Origin of the sequence: Legionella nautarum (assembly GCF_001467895.1) — a bacterium.
GTDB lineage: Bacteria > Pseudomonadota > Gammaproteobacteria > Legionellales > Legionellaceae > Tatlockia > Tatlockia nautarum.
Genome location: NZ_LNYO01000006.1, coordinates 1 through 18,924 on the forward strand (window position 1 = coordinate 1; position 18,924 = coordinate 18,924).

Genomic DNA, 18,924 nt, shown 5'->3' on the forward strand with positions numbered 1-18,924 from the left:
GAATTATATGAAATTATTTTAAAATCAGTGAGTTATTTCTTATTTATTCATCTTCTTCATAAAAATTGTCCTGTGCAGAGGGGAATCGAACCCGCTACCATGGTCTTTGATGTTTTCATGAAATACCATCAAAGACCATGAAACACTACGTCAGTTCTGGCTTATCGCTCTTTTTCTAAAATATATCGAGCAGTCTTCCATTGTCTCTAATGGTCTGTAGATGGTGCCGTTATAGGATCAGATCATGCCGCTTCTAATTCAATATGAACACATAGCCCAATAGCCGCTGCAATATTTACCAGTGCATCTAATGAAAATCGAGAGATACGCCCATGTAGCATATCATTCAAGCGAAGCTGTAGCTAACGCCCTTTGCTTTTAGTTTATTATATTGAGTCAACAATCTTTCGATTACCTCTTTGCCTTTTTCGTTTTTAGGTATGCAACCAAGCATGAGCGTCCACATGTCTTTATCCAAGGCCCAAAGTGCCTATTCAAAACCACTAATTCGAAAAAAACTCGCCCAGAGCAATCACTTATCCTTCTCTCGTTTAAAGAGCAAACTAATGTCTTTCTCGAGCATGGCTTTAACCTGCTCATGCTCTCTACAGACCATTTGCTGTAAAAAGCTATGGACTCCTTTACGAGCCTTCAGCTCTTTTTCAGATAAGGCTTTATGATTAGTGAGTTTGCTCAAGACATTAATCCGAGGTCACACCCTATTCTTTCCTCCCCTATGACCATAGTCATGCCTATTTTTAATTGCCATTAATAGTAAAGATTTCTTATCAGAAAATGTCAGCTTAAAGGCGCATTTATATATGCGAATCAATCGATTCTGACCCTATTGATTTCTTTTATTTCCATTTGAGATAAAGAATAACAATTTGTGCTATTGTATCTCTTGAGATTCTATCGTACCCACCAAATATTAAAAATAAATTACTAGCAACTTCATATATGTAATTAACTATATTTTCTCTTGTTGAATTAATAGGAATGCTTACCTCGCAGGTATGATCATCAACATTTGATTTTGAGGCGCAATATATATTGCGATCGGGATGTGCCCATGAGGCTAGCGTTCGATTTCTTAAACCTGTCCTTCTAAATATAAAGGATAAAACAGTATTTTCATCTTCATCTAATGCTTTGGTGAACGTAAGTCCGGTCGCAATCGCATCACATATCATTTCCACCTGCCAAACAAAGTCAATTTCTTTTAAACTGTGAATTAAACAATTTGAGGTACGTTTTAAGAAAAACAGCTCATTGTGGTGCCACAATGGTGCCGATTGAAAAATTAACGAAAAATAATGATATAAATTAATAGGTTATGGTGGAGGCGGCGGCTATTTAATTTGTTAACTAACTTATTGTTATTTAATAATTTTAAATTTAATAAAATTTTTGTTGCCCCAAAAGTTGCCCCCATCGAGATTTTGCTAAAATAACTTATGGGAGAGAAATTACAATTTTGCCCTACATGTTTTTGCTTCATCAAAGTCATCATAAAGCGCATCGTGACGTTGACCTTCATGGGTAACCCAAAGTTCTTGTACCCATTTATTCTCAAATGAAACATCTCCTCTTGGAGACATTATTTCAGTTAGTAGGCTAACTACACACTGAGAATAGGCTTCGCTTGAATTCCTAGGTTCTGCTTTAGGATAGCCAGAAACATTGACTAGTAAAACATCGTTTTCAAGACGAATAATTTGATCATGTTTAGCGCCTAGCACATTACATCCATTACTGATTGCCAGGTCAACAACAACTGTATGTGGAGGCAAGCGGCGTAAACTACTTTCATCCAGTAACAGAGGTGCTTTTTTTCCTGGTGTTCTTGCTGCTGTAATCACCAATGTTTCTTCAGTTAAAAATGACTTAATGAAATCCACCTGTTTTTCCGCTTCGGGTAGCACATAGTAAGTTATTCCTTTCGCTTCAAATTCTAGACGCTGACTCTCTTTTCTGCCAAATAGTTGCACAGGAACATGATGCTTTACTGCTTCTAAAGCCGCGCTTATTCCTGCGGCACCAGCACCAATAACTGTTAATCTCGTTGGTTTATTACCTTTATAATGTTTTAAAGCATCGTGAAAAGCCAACCTGCCTGCAATACGGCTCATCGCTGCTTGAGCGTTCTTGGGGTCGTAAATGGAAATGCTTTTAAATAAATCAAGCGATAACGTGGTAAGACCAAGTTCTTGCCAAGAGCTAATATGGTTATCAGCCACGAATGGGAATAAAAATCCCAACATGGCTGTATTCTTATGGAGCAGCTTATTTTCTATTAATTCTCGTTCTTTGCTTGGGCGAAGTACTCTTACAATAAATGTACTCGCAGGAATTCCAGATGAATCGAATATGAATATTTCTGCTCCAGCAGCTACATACTCTGAACTTGGAAATCCTGATTTTAAACCAGCATCTTCTTCGACAAGTATTCGGTAACCATGCTGAGTTAATTGGGCCACTGCTTGTGGCGTTAAGGCTACTCGTTTTTCATTCTCTCGTGTTTCCTTAGTTACTAGTATTTGTTTAAATTGCATTATTACATTCCATTTAAGACATTAACACCGTACAGCGATACCGCGAATACTCGGCCGTACAATAGGCGGAACACCGCGTATGCTTTGATGTTGAATATCAATGATTTTAAAACCAGCTTTCTCTATTGCCTGCTCTGTATGACGCGTAATATGGCAATTTGCTGCTATCCATTTCCATATAAATGCTAAGCGGCATTGCCACTTATATCGCTTAAGATTATTTGTTGCAGCAACGTGTTCGATGAAAAAAAGTTTACCCTGTGGTCGTAAAATACGATGAATCTCAGACAACGCTTTTTCCAAATTATGAACAGAGCATAACACTAGTGTACATACAACTGCATCGATGCTTGCATCTGGTAAAGAAATAAATTCAGCTTTGTCATTTAATATATCAATATTAGGACAGCTGCTATTCGATATTTTTGCCTGCAATTTTCTACGCATATGAACATTGGGCTCAATTAGAACTAACTTATTGACGGCCTCAGGATAGAATTCAAGATTAGCCCCTGTTCCACAGCCTAATTCCAAAACATCACCAGATATATTTTGTAATAGTTGCTGACGCCAATTTTTTAAGCTTTTATCTTCAGCATCTTGCATCACATTATCGTAAATCTTAGCGATTAACCGTTGACACATGTATTCAGGCTTTCCATTAAAGTAGTAGATGAAATTTAAATTACGATAGATTAATCAAACAGAATTGTTATCATAGCTAACATGACTTGTTTTTATTGCTTGTAATTTGCCAAGTGCTATCGAAATAGATTCTTTATTAAATAAGCGAACTTTTCTTTCTGCTATTCGAGTACTACCCCATTGTTCTAATCCTTTTGTAAGACTACAAACATCTGGCTTACATTTCTCTTGTTCTATTAACCAATCAACTGTGGCAAGCAACTCCATGCCGAAAGGTGACTCAAAACCATCAATAAGATTTTCAGTGTATTCCAGAGCCTTTTTATAAGGATTCATTTCATCACTGTCCAAGTAATTGCGTAAATTTTCGTTTTGTTCCTCATTAAACCAAATTACATCAAAAGCTTGGGCATCATTAATCCTTTTTTCACAGCGTAAATAAGTACCATCCAGAGCGATTAATAAATGACGTAAATTATCAGCATAAGGACCATAATTATGCGCCTTAAAATTACACTTCAGTGGAGAAACAATGCCAAATAGTTTTAAGGAGCGCTCTAGAAACCAAGCTAATTTTTGTACTTCTAATAAACTACATTCCACGCCAAGCACCCAGTAGCGGCGTACTAATTCAGCAATTAATGCACGTGCAGGAGTGAGCTTTTGAAAACCAGACGGTTTGTACGCATTTTGATACTCTTTCGTTGGCTCATATAGCTGAATTTCAACATTTACTAAATCATTCATACTGATTTCGATTTGTTTGCGAACTTCTTGCCAAGATAATCCACCATTACCAGCTCCTAATGGAGGGATAGCAATAGACCTAATATGGTTATCTTGAATAAATTGGTGAAGGTCTTTTAGACCTGCTATTATCCATTCCATTTTTGAGGGATTTCGCCAATGTTGCTTGGTTGGAAAATTGATAATCCAACGAGGATTTGAGTCTTGACGTTCGGTAACAAACATTTTTCCTATCTGGACTAATTTATTTCTACATGCGCTTTTATAATTAATCATGTTGTCTGGAAACTGCTCTTTGAACATTAAGGCAATCCCTTTGCCCATTACACCAACAGTATTAACTGTATTAACGAGGGCTTCAGCTTCAGATGTAAGTAAATTACCTTGTTTATATGTAATCATTCAAAATACCATGTTGGTCTAGCAATAACTTTCAGAGATAAGCCTCTTTCATTTACAAGTTCTTTTATTTGTAATTCTAGCTCATTAGTGTAACAAACAATACCCTCGATATTCTCTATAGGTAAATAGCGATGTATTAACGCTTCAGCTTGGTACCTATCCATTTTTTCAGGGGCATCCGGATCACGTTGAAAATCACGATGCTGCCATAGCTTCCAGTCTAATTTAGCTAAATCTTCTAAGTCATTGAAATAGTTAGCAAGCTCAAAATATGCATGGCGGTCCGTAAATAAAAATTTAATCCCAAGCTTTTCAATGGTTCTTAGGCTGGCAACAAAAATAACAAGGTCATTTTTTTGATGTTGAGCTACGCCTCTTCCAGTAAGGATATTGAGCATCATTGGCGAAAACGGAGTAAAGTAAAACGGAATATAATCACTTAAAACACCATATGGCGATAAAGGAACCTTCCTATTATTTCGCCTATTAATTACTTCTAAATTACCAATAGGTTTATAACAGGCTTGTATTGGGGAGTTTGCAGCATGTAAGCCATTTTCCAAAATCCAAGTTAAGTTACTTATATGAGTAATACGCCAAATTAAAGCCTTTTCTGGATTCAAGCTTGTATATATTTTTTGCAACCCTAGAGTTCCTTATTTCTTGGCACAATTTGGCTCTACACCAATTGAGGGGGCACTTTAGTTCAGTTAGTATAAACTAACTCCTTGATTTGACGATCAAAAGGAGACTAAAGTGCCGAGATGTGATCTTATCTTAAATTTACCTGGGTTTTCTATAGCAAAGGTGAGTGGTTATCAACCCTTATTATTGGATGTTGTTTATACTCGTTTACCACGTTGTGGTCATTGTAATAGCAAATCTGTACGCAAGAAATCAGCTTATGTTCGGACTGTTGCGCATGAGTTAGGTCATAGGCGCAGTGTTTTACGGTTTAAAGCGTACAAGTTGTATTGTAAAAGCTGTCAGCGTTATGGTAATCAGCAATTTCCTGGTATTAATAAACATCAACGAGCCACTTGGCGTGCACAAGCAGCTGTGTTTCATGACCATACGCGAGGCGTATCGCAGAAAGACTTAGCTCAACAGTATAAGAAAGGGAAAGCGACTATCGAACGTTGGTATCAACGTCATTACCAAGAGCAAAATAAAGAATTACTCATAGACCTTGCCCTGTTATTCTTGGAATTGATGAGCATTTCTTTAGTAAACGAAAAGGGTTTGCTACAACCTTTTGTGACCTTAGAAAGCATAAAATATTTGATGTAGTGCCAGGTCGTAGTGAGCCTGATTTAAGAGCTTATCTACAGCAACTCCCCGGCAAAGAGCGAGTCCAAGTTGTTTGTATCGACTTAAGCAGTACTTATCGCTCTTTAATTAAAAAATATTTTCCAAATGCTAAAATCGTTGCAGACCGCTTTCATGTTATCCGCCTTATCAATCAGCTATGTATGCAAACCTTTCATCAAATTGACCCTCAAATGAAATACCAACGAGGTACTTTGATGGCTTTAAAAACTAAACCAGAGAACTTAACAGCTTTAAGATTATCGAAACGCAACTGCTATCTAGAACAACAACCTGCAATCGCTGCAATTTATGATTTTAAACAACAGTTGCATCAGTTGCTCAACAAAAAACATTGTACTGCAAAAGAATGTAAGCGTTTATTACCACGCTTTTTAGAGATGGTTAAAGAACTCAAACAAAGTGCTTTTCAACCTCTTAAAACATTAGGTAATACCTTATTTAAATGGAGAGACGAAGTCGTTAGAATGCTTCGTTTTACCAAAAACAACAGAATAACTGAAGGATTTCATCGAAAAATGAAATTGATTCAACGTAGAGCTTATGGATTTAGAAATTTTGAAAATTATAGACTGAGAGTTAGAGTACTATGTGGCTAAGCATGTGCCCCCGTAATTGGGAAAGACCCCAGTATTTACAAGGAATTATGGATGTTATTGGAGTGTCTTGGATGGTTAATTGGTGGAGGCGGCGGGAATTGAACCCGCGACAAATTTTCTCAACCCCTTGATATTACTAGGCCTTATCATCTGTTCAATGTTCTTGGGCAGATATTGGGTACTTTTGCGCATCTCACTGAAACCTCTCAATAACATTCACCGATTTCAGCTAAGTACGCTATCAATTACCCAAAGGAGGTATCTAAGACCAGGCAATTTTTAAGCTCTGATTGCAATTCTCGAAGCCTATCTAAATTTATAATCACTGTGTTTTTGTCTTCAGAAAGTATAAAAATTCCATTTGAACTTGGTTTGTTCTTGTCAAAAAGCATCAAATACTTGGTTAATGCCGCTTTACCCATATCAACTTTTGAAGCTAACTCATCAGTCAGAACAATAGAAGAACTATTCTTATCAGACCAATCCAAAATCTTATGGAGTACTGACCAATTTAAACTATGATAAATATTAGGCGTATCTGTTTTATTGTTATCATCTGGCAAAAAGGAAGAAAGTTTTAGATCCTCTAAATCATCTAGATAGATTTCATTTGATAAATAGTTTTTATTAAAAAGTTCAACAAGATGCATGCTCCCATCTCGTATCATATCATGCTGTTGTGGAGTTACTAAATATCCGCAAGGAAAATCAATTACAGCATGTCTTCTCAACATAAAAATCATCTTTATCAAAACAACAAAGTGATTTCTACATTTTTCATAATTAATATTATTGGATTCGAAGCGATGATAAGTACGAAGTTTTATCCCATTGATAGATCTATTAGCTATTACAATAGGAGTAATACTCTCCTCTTCCATTGGGATAATACGTGAAATAATATTAGTTACTATATTTCGATCGCAACATAAAAAAGACAACTCAAAGGATTCCACAGTTTCATCTAAATAAAAATCTATAATTAAATCTTGAATAAAAGAGGGAACGTTTTTATACCAACGATATTGAACTACAGATCCTTGATAATAAATACATAGTTTATTATCCTGTATCCACTGATAGTTGTAGCCAAATACTTTGCAGAATTTTAATTGAGAGTTTTTATCAATTATATTAATGAGTTTCTCTTTGTTAGTAACATCTGCTCTAGTGACTTTGTTACCTGTTATCCATTCGAAGAGCGCGCACAAATCATTGTAGTCGATTTTGGAATCATCAATAATTTTTAAAAAACTGTTTATTTGATAATCATAGGCATCATTAATTTTTGTATATGATTTTTGATATTCAGTCACTGTATAGTCTTTCACTTTACTTAATGTGTTCACAATAACTGTATTAAAAGAGGTCATCTCTGCCTCAGATAGACACTCATAAAACTCTTTTATTTCACTTGGTATTCGTAAGCTTGTAGTAATCTGCTTCCCTATTTCTTCTTCTCTCTTATTTTTTTGTAAAAAAGCTTTAACCGCCTTATAAACTGTTGATTGGAAATTACTAAATAAATTATGTGCTATTTCTTGATTCATTTTAATACCTTAAATTCGGCGATATCAAAATAGTACTATACAAATAGCAAATATAACAATAAATATAATTAATGGCTTAAAAATATTATATGAGAGGTTTGATTGGGCAGAGTAATAGAAAAAAAGATCCATCCCCATTTATGTATTGACACCGCCCCAATTAATGCAATTTTTGATGGCTTCAAAGCCTTAAATGTTGAACATATCCAAGTCACGAGTAGCGATGAAATCAGCCCCAAGATTCTTGATACACCTATTGAAAAAATGGCTCCAATCACTTTTGTACTGTCATACTACCTCTTCAGCAAGGTTACATCGTGGCCCAACAAAATAAAGGCTTATTCTATCTCCTTATTTTTTTGGCACGTTTTGAGCTATTTTTCACATCGTTTTTAACTCCTTGTTGCGCCGACCAGCCTATAGCCGGATGAATTTTAATATTCTCAATCAACTCCCTGTCATCAGAGATCAATTCAGGCTTTATCCTGCCTTTATCCAGTAGCTCGGATAAAAAAATGTGCTCATTTTCTGCAAGAGGTAAAAGATGTTTAAATGCTTGTTGGCATTCCGTAACTAGTTCTTTAGCCCAATTTGAAATACCACTGATGGCTACTAAATCATTTTTTCTTAGTAGAGGGATCAATCGGTTTTTCAAATCTGTAATATCCACAGAAATTGCTTCTGGTGTTAGTTCCCTTAAATCTGCTTTTCTACTGATTGCCGAATATACAACTAATGCAATACGTAGCTTAGCCATATCAAGATTAGTTTTTGTTAACAGGTGATACGCATCAAACAAATCACGTCCAGTTTTTCTATCAATCAATGCAGTTAATTTTCCAGCGGACAACTCATGTGGATCTAAAATAGGAATATCATGTACCTGTTTACTGCCAACCGCACAGCTAGATTTAAACTCTATCGGCCAAAGTGGAACGCGGTACATGAAGTTAAGATCAATTTCTAAGTTTCCCATTTGTCCCAATGCACTGGGATAACGCCAGATCATTTTACCACCTGCATGACGATTTGGATTTCTATCCATGGATAATCCATGTCGCTCGCAAATTCCAGTGATAACATCTTGAAGGATTGGTCGCTCTGATAACATCACTTCGCGATCAACGCTTCCAATATAATTCAAATCAATATCCACTGATAGGCGGGGTAATTCAAAAAAGAAAAGGTTAAGAGCTGTACCTCCTTTTAAAACAAATTTACCTTTTAGCTGCGGAAAAGTAGCAAAGTCGTTTAGCAAATCCATTAGGATATATACTTTCTCGAGATGTTCCATTTTAAAACCAGTATTGGCAGCTTCTTGTTGTAATTTTTCTTTAGAAATCTTCATTAGGTTCTTCCCAGGAACGTTCGATAATATAATTCGGAACCACAAGATTCCATCGCAGTATGTGTTTACCCGATTCGCGTTTGCTACGCTCTAAATAGTGGATGCCTCGTGGTTTTTTAGCTTCCAAATAACCTAAAGTATTTTCATCAACATGAAATTGTTCTTTAAATTGCTCAAGAAAAAAACCGAGTTTGGCTATTGTTGAAGAGTTATCCAAAAGATTTGCATACTCAATCATTTTATCCAGATTTAATATTGAAATATGTTCAGCAGAGCGCCAAATTTCTTCCCACCCACCAGCATAATTTGGACGATCAAGCACATCGACAATGGTCCTTTCTAAACTGGTTACTTGTATATTTAAACCCTGTCGATCGACTAATAGCACATCAAAATTTGTTGCTTGCTGTTCTATTAGTGCTTTTGGAAACGATAAGCAAATAAATTCAGATTCGTTATAGTAAAAAGGGTTAATAACACTTTCTGACATAAAGTAATGCTGGTGATGTAGCGAGTAGGAAATCCCATGAAAATCCAATGCTGATAGATAGCCGATAACAGTATCTTTCCTAATACGACCAGCAACCAGGTAAGGATCTACTGGAAAATTCTCTACAGAATGGCGAAATGATAAAGGTATACTTGCAAATAACCCTCGCTTTATACGCAAAATATGTTGTTTCTTTAAGTGATAAGCCAATAGTTCTCTTTGGGTATTCACATTAGTAGTCCCAAGTGATTTTAAAAACTCTTTGTATTCATCATGGGTAAATACAGGATATTGTTCAAAAAAACTTATAAGATTCATTATTTTTGACATTTATTTTAATGGTTACTAATTAATTTAGTATTAATACATTATTTTGTCAAACATGGCTTTGACATTTATTCTAATAATTACTAAATTAATTAGTATTATCTTGAATTTATGTCAAAGCTTTTAATTTTGCTTAGCAATATCCTGTGGTAATATCCAATCATTAACCGGCTGATATCCGGCAACAGTTGATTTATCAGGGATCCAGCGCCCATAATGTTTGATAATCATTTCAGTATCTTTATGCCCCATCTGAGTAGCTACCCATAATGGGTTTTCTCCTGCCGAAAGCATCATAGAAGCATAAGTATGTCGTGTTTGATATGGATTGCGATAACGGACACCAGCTTTTTTTAAAATATGCGCCCAACAGGTTTTACGAATTTGACCATCGGTTTCCCATGGAGTCTCGGTGCGAGGATTATAAAATACCCGCTTGCCTTCAAGATATGTGAATGTTTTTTGATTTTTTAAAGCCTCTAATGCTGCCGGCAGCAGTAAAACATCCCGTACTCCAGATTTGGTTTTAGTGCCCTTTTCCTGCTTTAAAACTACTGCACGAGAAATCCTTACTAAACCTTTTAGCCAGTCAATATCATCCCACTCTAATGCTATCAGTTCGGATGTACGCAAGCCTGCAAAAAATGCGAATTGAAATAGGTTTCTGGCTTGACCAGTAGCAGTACCAAGGATGGCTTTGATTTCATCTTGATCAAAAGGATCAACTTCCCAGTTACTCTGACTAGTCTTCTTATTTATCAATTTAGAAAGAACCAATCGATCAAGAGGGTTTCGCTCAATGATTCCGTCATTAAGCGCCTGATTCAGCATATTTCGCAGTGGTATTATAATATTGCGTACAGTTTTGATAGTCAGGTTCAACCCAGTTATCCAGTTGCGAATAATTACAGGGGATAGTTCTCTGATTGGAATGCCCCCAAAATTAGGATATAAATGTGCATCACAAACTTTACTGTAACCATTATAAGTACTTGCCTCCAAAGTTTTTTCGGCAATAGCCATATAATCTTTCAGTAACTCGCCAGTTGTCGCTTTGATGATTACATGGCCAAATAACCGGGCTCGTTTGGAGTCTGGAAAATAGTCGGCATAATTAAAAGTACCTAAGGCAATCGCATTAATGATTTCACCACGTAACCGCTCGGCATATTTTAAATTAGCTTTCGTAGGTTCCAGCCTTAACGTTTCTCGACATTGAACTCCACGATAACTGAATATAATCCGAATGGCACGTCCGGTTTCCCACTCACGAATATTTACCCCGCGCGAAGGCTGCGATTCGTTGCCTTGTTTCCGTTTTCCACCCATTTTTCAACCTCATCTAAATTGATCCATACATTACCATCTGGTCCTATTTTACATTGTATGCCATCAAGCCACATACCACGCTTGCGCTTAGCATGCACTGCATTGGAAGTGTCGCCGGAGATCTGACAGTATTTTTTCAATTTAACCCATTTAACCATTTTGATTACTCCTGTAACTATTAACATTTCGGTTTCCCTTTACTAAAAATGGCAAGCAACCTCGCTGTTTACTATTCAATTCAAGAATCATTTGGTATAGCTGCACGAGATGCTTTTCTGATGAGGAAAAGTTTGGAGGTATTTCGTTTCCTTGGTAAATGGTACTAATGCTCTTAATTGATGCATTTGATAAAGACGCTATATTTTTTATGTCATAGCCGGTTGAGTCCAGTAGATACTGGATAATCCCTTGATAAATTTGTAATTTGGGATGATTTTTCATTCTAAAACTCCATTGAACCATCATTGTTATTATTTGTTCCTCAGACGTAGCACTCTACTACCCTGTCACCGAGTTTTGGTTTTGTTTTGTGGCCTCCGATTTTCACTCCTGGTTAACAACATAGAATAAAATGGTATTTTAAGTTTAATCTAAATGCAACATAAAGTTTATTTAAAGCCAACTTAAAGTAAAATGCTATTTATAATCGTATAAATATGGAACTTATTGAACCAGATAAACAATAAAGATATACTGGCATCTCCTAGATTTGACAGGAGGCACAATTGCAGAGAGAGCATTTTGTTCAGGGTTTTGCCAGAAGGCTTACAGCACTTATGCAGCAAGCGGAGCTGGGATCATCAAAATCCAAAGCAGGTGTCCAGATTAATAAACTGGCCGAAGTAAGTGGTTGCTCTCACCAAATGGCAAGACGCTATGCGTTAGGCGAAGCACTACCTGATGTTGATGTCATTTATAAGATTGCAAAGTGGCTGAAAGTCTCTCCTGGATGGCTCTTATATGGCGAAGAAGGAGACATTCCCAATAATATCGGCCAAACCAATCTAATCCACATTGAGCCTCAGTTGCTTGAATATATTCTTTCAAAATGTGCAGCCCTTTTTGATATTACGAATAATAGACAAGAACTGATTAGCTACATTTTGGATATCATTCATGATACAACCCATATAGAGGCTGATCAGAAGGAAATTTTAAAAGTTATTGATATGTCTATCAACTCCATTACACGCTTTCATGGAATTAACGATGATGTACGAGTTAAAACAGGCTGAGTGTTCGCCTCTTCAAAAACATAAAATTAAATTACATCCAGAAGTAATAGAAATTCTGTTTGAAAATCGACGGTATATTAAAAATCTCTTCTCAAACCTAAAGGGATTGCATGGGATTACACATATGGGGATGGCCTGTATAGATCCATCTCAGGAGTTAGTCGCTTTTTCGACTACACCCAATATTGAATACAACCTCTTCCATCAAAACTTATGGCTTGAGGATATCAGTTTTAATTCAGACGGTGCCGATAAAAACACACTGATATGGTGGGATTATCAAAATGAAAAAATTGAAAAAATTAAACTGAAAAACAACAATTTCACAATGGGAATGACGATATATAGACCCATTGGTAATTTTGGTTTGATGTATTCTTTTGCAACAGATGAAAAAACGAGAGGATTACGGGAATTCTATAGTGATAACTTGTTTGGCTTGATTGATATGGGCGATTACTTTTATAAGTCGCTAAGAGAATTATATAATAGCTATTCTCTAAAGCATTTACCGCCCAACTTGAATGAATTCAGCTCAAAAGCAACAGGGCTTAGTATTAGACCTATTCTGCGTCTGGTGCAGACATGAGAAAAAATAAGGTGATGAATCATGGATAAAAGCAACATTATTCTTTTAGGAAATCCGCTATTAAGACAAATAGCTCAACCTATTGCAAATGAAGAGTTCGGTACACCTGAACTTAAGCAAATGGAGCAAGTGTTATTTGAAATGTTAGAAGCAGAGAATGGTTTGGGGCTCGCTGCTCCACAAATAGGCATCAGCAAAAGGGCATTGGTGTTTGGCATGGATAAACATCCAGTGCATACTCATTTACCAGCAATTCCGTTTACTATCTTATTTAATCCTTCATATGAACCATTGTCTGAAGAATGTGCTGAAGATTATGAGGGATGTTTAAGTGTAGGCACACTTAGAGGTAAGGTATCCCGATATAAACATATTCGTTATCGAGGTTATAATGCTAATGGCAACCTGATAGAGCGAGAGGCATATGATCTTCATGCCCGAGTGCTGCAACACGAATATGATCATTTAGATGGTGTAATCTTTCTGGATAAAGTTACAAATGTTAACTCACTAGGATTTCATGAAGAATTAGTTCGAACAGGTGAGCTTAAAGCAAGAAAAAGCGCATAGAGTCACATGTTTAAAACTTCAAAAAAAATCATTATCAGCGGCGCTATTGGCAATGCACTTGAGATGTATGATTACATAATATGGGGATTATTCTCTGTTTTTTTATCAAAAGAATTTTTACCTCCTCAGTCCAAGTTATCTGATATTTTCTTTTTATTCTTGATCACCTATATTCTAAGACCAATTGGCAGTCTGCTTGGCGGTATGCTAGCTGATCAAGTCGGTAGAAAAAAGATGTTAACTCTGAGCATCTTTCTAATGGGAATTTGCACAGCCTTAGTTGGTATTTTACCATCTTATGAGCAAATCGGGGTTATTTCAGTTTTTCTCCTGCTGTTCATTCGATTAATCCAGGTCTTTTCTATTGGAAGCGAGTACATTAGTTCCGTCGCCTTGCTCATTGAATGTGGCGAAAAAGACAAAAAAGGCTATTTTGGTTCATGGGCGGCTTTTGGCATTAATGCGGGTATGCTTATATCCTCCTTAACAGGAGCATTGGTTTTATATTTAATAGACATTCATTTGCTCCCACCATGGGGCTGGCGGATAGCCTTTATTCTTGCTTTCGTCACCATGATTTTTGGTTTCTGGATACGCAGTTCAATTCCAGAAAGCCAGGAATTTATCTCTAATAATGCTAGAAGCAACCAACGATCCTTGAGTAATATTTTTATCGATACCATTAGTTTGTTGAAACAACAGTTTTTAGAGTCTTTTGTTGTTTTTTCATTAGTCTTGTTCGGCGTTGCCACAACAGTACTAGTATTTGTTTATGCACCCATTCACCTGGTCACGGTTAACAATTTTTCAAATACACAAGCATTCTTGATCAACTCATATGGCCTTGTGATTGTTACAGTGTTAATTCCTTTCATGGGGAAATCGTCAGATTTATATGGGCGTATACGTATAATTTTAATGGGAATAATCACATTGTTACTGTTAATTACCCCTTATTTTATATGTCTAACATCAGGAACATTTTCTCATACCATATTGTTCCATTGTTTAATAGCTGTACCTTGTGCAGCTATTTTTGCTGTTATCCCTGTGTTTATTACCGATATTTTTCCCCATTCAGTTAGATGCTCAATTGCTAATCTTATCTATTCAATAGCTGCCTGTTTAGGTGGCGGACTCACACCATTGATTGCGTTTAAACTAGGTGAAACTCATGATCATTCACCCAGCTATATTTTAATTATCTTTGGAATAATTAGTTTGATTACATTATTCTTGTACATAAAGACAAATAAACAAAAAAATGCTCAGTTAGTACTTATAGAAAAAACTTAAAGGATTACTATGCAAAAATGCAGAACTAGTGGTTTCTTTTAATTTGGCTAAGTTTACGTCCACTATAATCTACTTCTAATCAATGTTAAAACCACCCCAACAATTTGATGGTGGGAATCTTGCTGGACTCGAATATTTGCCCAGTTATCATTGAGTGCTATCAACTCATACTCTGTGTTGGCTTTTTCAACTGATAATTGTTTATATCGCCGTACAATCACTTCATCTTTAGCTTGAGCAACAACCAACTCCCCAGGCTGAACATGTTTATCAGGATTAATAATTAAAATATCACCGCTTTTTAACTCCGGTATCATACTGTCATCTTGCATGCAATATGCAAAAGCATTTTCACTCAGCTGCTTTGACAACTCAGGATTAAGCGGAATAAAAGAAACAGAACTAGTCTCCCAGTCCTCCTTAATTGATTTAATACATGTTTTGGGATCACAAGCTTGCTTTGCATTTAGCAGCGGAATTAACGCGCCCAGCCAGGGAAATTCTCTCTTAATTTGTTTTTCATCGGTTAAACACATCAAATACCCAGGAGCTACGTCTAGAGCCTCTGCTAATTGCTTAATTTCTCCTGGACCTGGTGTTCTTATCCCTCTTTCCCAATTATTAATACGGGATGGTTTTAAATCGTCTGTAAGCTCTGCAAGCGATTTTCTGGTTAGCCCCTTGGCTTTACGCTCTTGAAAAATGCGCTCTCCAATTTTTTCTTTGATGTTCATCATCAATTTATACCTTTTCTCAAAATAATAAATAAAACCATTGACAATATTCTTTTGGTGCAATATTGTCACACATAATTGCACGATAAGTGCAATTTGGTTGTCTTTATCTCTCGGATCAAGATAACACAGAATAAAAATAATAACGAGATGTACAACCAGGAATGTGTATCAATTATGGATTTTATGGTGAACAGTGAGGAACTTGAGGCGTTATATGGGTTACCCCATGCCCAGCAACTTGCTTATTTAAGAGGAATGCGGCCCTATATGGACGTTAAAACAGGAATCGTTGGTATAAAACGACGAATAAGCTTACAGTCTATTTCGGAAGAGCTTTATATCCAACCTCATCAGGGTGTGAGAGGTGAAAAATATTCTCGTGCTCAGGCCAGGCGAGCGCTATCTGCTTTGGAGCGTGTTGGTTTAATTACTTTGCAATCGGAAGATCTCCAACTTATTTTAAAATGCAATTTGGCAACTTTTGGTTATTTTGCCCAAAATAAAGTAGTCACAAACCCATCACAGAAAGCAGTCACATTTTGTTCTGACCAATCTCTTGAAAATAAAGGGGTTTATGGCGATTTATCAGAAAAACCCATCACAGTAGAACCCTCAAAAGCCGTCACACCTCTATATAGTAATAATAATTATATTTTTTTATTAAAGCACTTCAAACAGTTTTGGGATCTTTATCCCCTAAAAAACTCTGAAGCAAAAGCATGGCAAGTTTTTCAAGAACTCAATCCCTCAGATGAGGTAATTGCTCAAATAGTTACAGCCTTAAAAAATCAAATTCAATTTGTGCAAAGGCAACAATCTCTTGGTCATTGGGTTCCAAATTGGAAAAATCCTGCTAACTGGTTAACTCAACGCTGCTGGAATGATGTCATCCCCATTGAACAAAACTTAAAGGAAAATCATGCAAAAAATCGGATTAATTATAGAAACCAACAAGCTGCAGACTCTCTCTGGGCTTTGTGCAAACCAGACGACGAAGAATCAGACACCGTCTGCAGCAACGTCATCGAATTCTCAAAACGGGGACGTTAGTATGAAGTGCATTGATAAGCTATTTCTTAAATTTGCAGCCTATTACGGACCAGTTTGGCGAAGCCAATTAAAGCAAGATGAATTTATTTTGTTTATGAAAAAAGAGTGGCATAAGGCTCTTGCTCATTTTAGTAATCGCATCGTGGAGTTAGCGATTGAGGCTTGCGGCCTGAGCAAGAGTCTCCCTCCTACTTTGCCGGAATTTGTCGATATCTGCAAAAACATTCGTGCGCGTGATGGTTTTATCCGAGCAGTGCCATCCACAAAACCCAAAGGGATTAGCAATGTAGGTAAATCTCACCTCGCCCAAATCAAAAAACTATTAAATGGCTCTGTCGCCTGTTCTTAGGAGTAAAACTATGAAACAGAGAAGGTGGTGGTGTTAATTTTTAACCAAAAAAAATAGCGAAAAATGCGCTAGCTGACCAAGAAACCGTTTTTAAACTCAACTCTAAGGGAGAAAAAAATGAAAAAAAAGAATAAAAAACTCATGATGTCGATGACAGGGGCATTGATTGCCTTCTCAGCCCATGCATTCACAAACGACCCCTCTCAACTAATCCATGAATGTGAAGCCATTGCCCATAAACTTCAGTATTTAGCGCATACAAAGCCAGATGATTCGTGTTCTGGTGATTTGCAGATTGCCTCATCCTACATGAAAGTGGCAGGTACCAAACTTCAACGTGGTAAATACGCTCAAGCATCTACCTCTATCCATTATGCTGACTTTGAATTACAAGCCATAAGCTACCGTCCTTATTGCGAACACTTTGCTAATCAAGTGAAATTCATTCGTGCTGAGGTCATCTCTCTTGCAAACCAAGTTGATGATTTCAATGGATTAAAAAGCCAAGTTAACCAAGAGAAAGGATGATTATAAGCATGAAAAACGTTCTTAGGGGTAACTGATGTTGAAACAACGACTTGCCAACAGGAGCCTAAAGAAAAAAATAATGGGATTTTCCCTATTATTTTTAAGTCTCTCAATGGCTCATGCTGATGACAGTGAGCTTTGGGCACGCATAGGTGTCATACAAAATACACTTATTATTTTAGAGGACCAAATTAAGAACATTCCTGCAGGGCCTCAAGGACCAGCAGGTCCCCAAGGCGAACCAGGCCCACAAGGTTTTCAAGGAGAACCTGGGATGCCAGGTCTCCAAGGCGAACAAGGCAACCAAGGTCCGCAAGGTGAACCAGGAGAACAATCTTATTATCAAGCTGGAGAAGGGATTAGTATTGAAGGTTCTATCATCAGTGCTATCAATAAAACTCATCAACTCGGTGATAGTTATCAAGGCGGAGTTATTTTTTGGTTAGATGAAACCGGTCAACACGGACTAATTGGATCGAAGTATGATTTGAATGACAACCAAGGTGTTCAATGGCGCAATGGTGATAGTGGCAATAAGATAACTAATGCTTCTTCAGACGGAATTGGTGCGGGTGAAAACAATACTCGCCTAATTATCGCTGAGCAAACTGCCGACAATCAATCGGGCACCTTTGCAGCTCTCGTTGCGGCTCGGTTTAGTGTCAGTGATGATGGTCTAACGCCGTGTACGATCCCCGCAGACCCCAATACCATTTGTTATGGCGATTGGTATTTACCATCCATCTACGAATTATCGCTCTTGAAAACCCGTTTGCAACGCCAAGGGATCAGGAATTTTGCGCCTGATTTTTATTGGAGTTCGACAGAAGCCGGAGTAGCGAATGCTTGGCTTCAAAATTTCAGTACCGGTGAAATTGTGCAAAGTGACAAGGCATCGACCTTAGGTCATGTACGCGCTATTCGAAAATTTTAAATCTTACAATTTAATAAGAAGGAGAATCAATATGTTGCTTTTAACAAGAAAAATCGGTGAATCGGTCATCATTTCTGAAGAGATCTACTGCACAGTAGTTGGAATTAAAGGTAATCAGGCCAGGCTTGCCTTTACGGCTCCGGAATCCGTATCCATTCATCGCGAGGAAATTCAAAGACGCATTTGGCGTGAACAATATGAAAAAAAAGAGGAAGAGAACTCGCTTGGAAACAAAGAAACAGTGATGGACTGTTTAATCAACCGGTTAAAAGGAATGGCTAATGCAACCCCTGTTACTGAGAGCTAATCCACAAG

Annotated in this window: 22 protein-coding genes and 1 pseudogene; 10 read left to right on the top strand and 13 right to left on the bottom strand. The window is 37.0% G+C overall.

The window, feature by feature from the left end; translation table 11 throughout:
* Positions 1-242 precede the first annotated feature (242 nt).
* From Lnau_RS16940 to darT, 7 genes are all read right to left on the bottom strand, one after another.
* Positions 243-341, bottom strand: a complete 99-nt coding sequence (locus Lnau_RS16940; RefSeq protein ID WP_202972564.1) for an XRE family transcriptional regulator — start codon at positions 339-341, stop codon at positions 243-245.
* Between the two features lie 191 nt (positions 342-532).
* Positions 533-697 carry a hypothetical protein gene (locus Lnau_RS16300; protein WP_157070611.1) on the bottom strand — a complete coding sequence of 55 codons (165 nt, stop codon included), beginning with the start codon at positions 695-697 and terminating at the stop codon, positions 533-535.
* 160 nt (positions 698-857) lie between these two features.
* Entirely contained in the window at positions 858-1,286 is a 429-nt protein-coding gene (locus Lnau_RS02470; RefSeq protein WP_133134959.1) for a hypothetical protein, read from the bottom strand.
* A 183-nt stretch (positions 1,287-1,469) separates the two neighbouring features.
* Positions 1,470-2,555, bottom strand: a complete 1,086-nt coding sequence (locus Lnau_RS02480; RefSeq protein ID WP_058503577.1) for a Rossmann-fold NAD(P)-binding domain-containing protein — start codon at positions 2,553-2,555, stop codon at positions 1,470-1,472.
* 21 nt (positions 2,556-2,576) lie between these two features.
* Positions 2,577-3,200 carry a class I SAM-dependent methyltransferase gene (locus tag Lnau_RS02485; protein ID WP_058503578.1) on the bottom strand — a complete coding sequence of 208 codons (624 nt, stop codon included), beginning with the start codon at positions 3,198-3,200 and terminating at the stop codon, positions 2,577-2,579.
* Between the two features lie 54 nt (positions 3,201-3,254).
* Positions 3,255-4,349: a type II toxin-antitoxin system antitoxin DNA ADP-ribosyl glycohydrolase DarG gene (gene darG / locus Lnau_RS02490; RefSeq protein WP_058503579.1), complete on the bottom strand. Its 1,095-nt coding sequence runs from the start codon at positions 4,347-4,349 to the stop codon at positions 3,255-3,257.
* Positions 4,346-4,993 (bottom strand): type II toxin-antitoxin system toxin DNA ADP-ribosyl transferase DarT, encoded by a 648-nt coding sequence (gene darT / locus Lnau_RS02495; RefSeq protein WP_133134958.1) that lies wholly within the window; start codon positions 4,991-4,993, stop codon positions 4,346-4,348. Before darT ends, darG begins: the two co-directional genes overlap by 4 nt.
* A gap of 112 nt (positions 4,994-5,105) precedes the next feature.
* Between darT and Lnau_RS02500 the strand changes: the two are divergent.
* Positions 5,106-6,277: pseudogene (locus tag Lnau_RS02500) on the top strand (ISL3 family transposase).
* A 245-nt stretch (positions 6,278-6,522) separates the two neighbouring features.
* On the opposite strand, the gene Lnau_RS02505 reads toward Lnau_RS02500, so the two are convergent.
* From Lnau_RS02505 to Lnau_RS16070, 5 genes are all read right to left on the bottom strand, one after another.
* Positions 6,523-7,827, bottom strand: coding sequence for a hypothetical protein (locus Lnau_RS02505; protein ID WP_058503580.1), 1,305 nt, complete (start codon positions 7,825-7,827; stop codon positions 6,523-6,525).
* A gap of 343 nt (positions 7,828-8,170) precedes the next feature.
* On the bottom strand, positions 8,171-9,175 hold the full coding sequence (locus Lnau_RS02510) for a nucleotidyl transferase AbiEii/AbiGii toxin family protein (RefSeq protein WP_058503581.1): 1,005 nt from the start codon (positions 9,173-9,175) through the stop codon (positions 8,171-8,173).
* A complete protein-coding gene (locus Lnau_RS02515) occupies positions 9,162-9,983 on the bottom strand; it encodes a type IV toxin-antitoxin system AbiEi family antitoxin domain-containing protein (protein ID WP_058503582.1) in 822 nt (273 codons plus the stop codon). Before Lnau_RS02515 ends, Lnau_RS02510 begins: the two co-directional genes overlap by 14 nt.
* Positions 9,984-10,115: 132 nt before the next feature.
* Positions 10,116-11,321, bottom strand: a complete 1,206-nt coding sequence (locus Lnau_RS02520; RefSeq protein ID WP_058503583.1) for a tyrosine-type recombinase/integrase — start codon at positions 11,319-11,321, stop codon at positions 10,116-10,118.
* Positions 11,270-11,479, bottom strand: a complete 210-nt coding sequence (locus tag Lnau_RS16070) for an excisionase (protein WP_083503760.1) — start codon at positions 11,477-11,479, stop codon at positions 11,270-11,272. The genes Lnau_RS02520 and Lnau_RS16070 overlap by 52 nt, the downstream gene beginning before the upstream one ends.
* Before the next feature lie 567 nt (positions 11,480-12,046).
* On the opposite strand from Lnau_RS16070, the gene Lnau_RS02530 reads away from it, so the two are divergent.
* The 4 genes from Lnau_RS02530 to Lnau_RS02545 are packed head-to-tail and all read left to right on the top strand — an operon-like array spanning position 12,047 to position 15,011.
* Positions 12,047-12,556, top strand: a complete 510-nt coding sequence (locus Lnau_RS02530; protein ID WP_058503585.1) for a helix-turn-helix domain-containing protein — start codon at positions 12,047-12,049, stop codon at positions 12,554-12,556.
* On the top strand, positions 12,531-13,145 hold the full coding sequence (locus tag Lnau_RS02535) for a hypothetical protein (protein WP_058503586.1): 615 nt from the start codon (positions 12,531-12,533) through the stop codon (positions 13,143-13,145). The genes Lnau_RS02530 and Lnau_RS02535 overlap by 26 nt, the downstream gene beginning before the upstream one ends.
* A 21-nt stretch (positions 13,146-13,166) precedes the next feature.
* Complete coding sequence (gene def / locus Lnau_RS02540) at positions 13,167-13,715, top strand: peptide deformylase (RefSeq protein WP_058503587.1); 549 nt, start codon at positions 13,167-13,169, stop codon at positions 13,713-13,715.
* Positions 13,716-13,721: 6 nt separating this feature from the next.
* The gene (locus Lnau_RS02545) at positions 13,722-15,011 is read left to right on the top strand and encodes an MFS transporter (protein ID WP_058503588.1); all 1,290 of its coding nucleotides are present in this window, start codon (positions 13,722-13,724) and stop codon (positions 15,009-15,011) included.
* 62 nt (positions 15,012-15,073) lie between these two features.
* Here the strand turns inward: Lnau_RS02545 and Lnau_RS02550 are convergent, their stop codons facing one another.
* Positions 15,074-15,748, bottom strand: a complete 675-nt coding sequence (locus Lnau_RS02550) for a LexA family protein (RefSeq protein ID WP_058503589.1) — start codon at positions 15,746-15,748, stop codon at positions 15,074-15,076.
* A gap of 183 nt (positions 15,749-15,931) precedes the next feature.
* Here Lnau_RS02550 and Lnau_RS02555 point away from each other — a divergent pair, with 183 nt between their 5' ends.
* The 5 genes from Lnau_RS02555 (at position 15,932) to csrA (ending at position 18,916) form a co-directional block, all read left to right on the top strand.
* Positions 15,932-16,798 carry a hypothetical protein gene (locus tag Lnau_RS02555; protein WP_238585905.1) on the top strand — a complete coding sequence of 289 codons (867 nt, stop codon included), beginning with the start codon at positions 15,932-15,934 and terminating at the stop codon, positions 16,796-16,798.
* A gap of 1 nt (position 16,799) precedes the next feature.
* Positions 16,800-17,147: a hypothetical protein gene (locus Lnau_RS02560; RefSeq protein WP_058503591.1), complete on the top strand. Its 348-nt coding sequence runs from the start codon at positions 16,800-16,802 to the stop codon at positions 17,145-17,147.
* A 117-nt stretch (positions 17,148-17,264) separates the two neighbouring features.
* Positions 17,265-17,675 (top strand): hypothetical protein, encoded by a 411-nt coding sequence (locus Lnau_RS02565; RefSeq protein ID WP_058503592.1) that lies wholly within the window; start codon positions 17,265-17,267, stop codon positions 17,673-17,675.
* A gap of 34 nt (positions 17,676-17,709) precedes the next feature.
* Entirely contained in the window at positions 17,710-18,609 is a 900-nt protein-coding gene (locus Lnau_RS02570) for a DUF1566 domain-containing protein (RefSeq protein ID WP_058503593.1), read from the top strand.
* A gap of 31 nt (positions 18,610-18,640) precedes the next feature.
* A complete protein-coding gene (csrA, locus tag Lnau_RS02575; protein WP_058503594.1) occupies positions 18,641-18,916 on the top strand; it encodes a carbon storage regulator CsrA in 276 nt (91 codons plus the stop codon).
* Positions 18,917-18,924 lie beyond the last annotated feature (8 nt).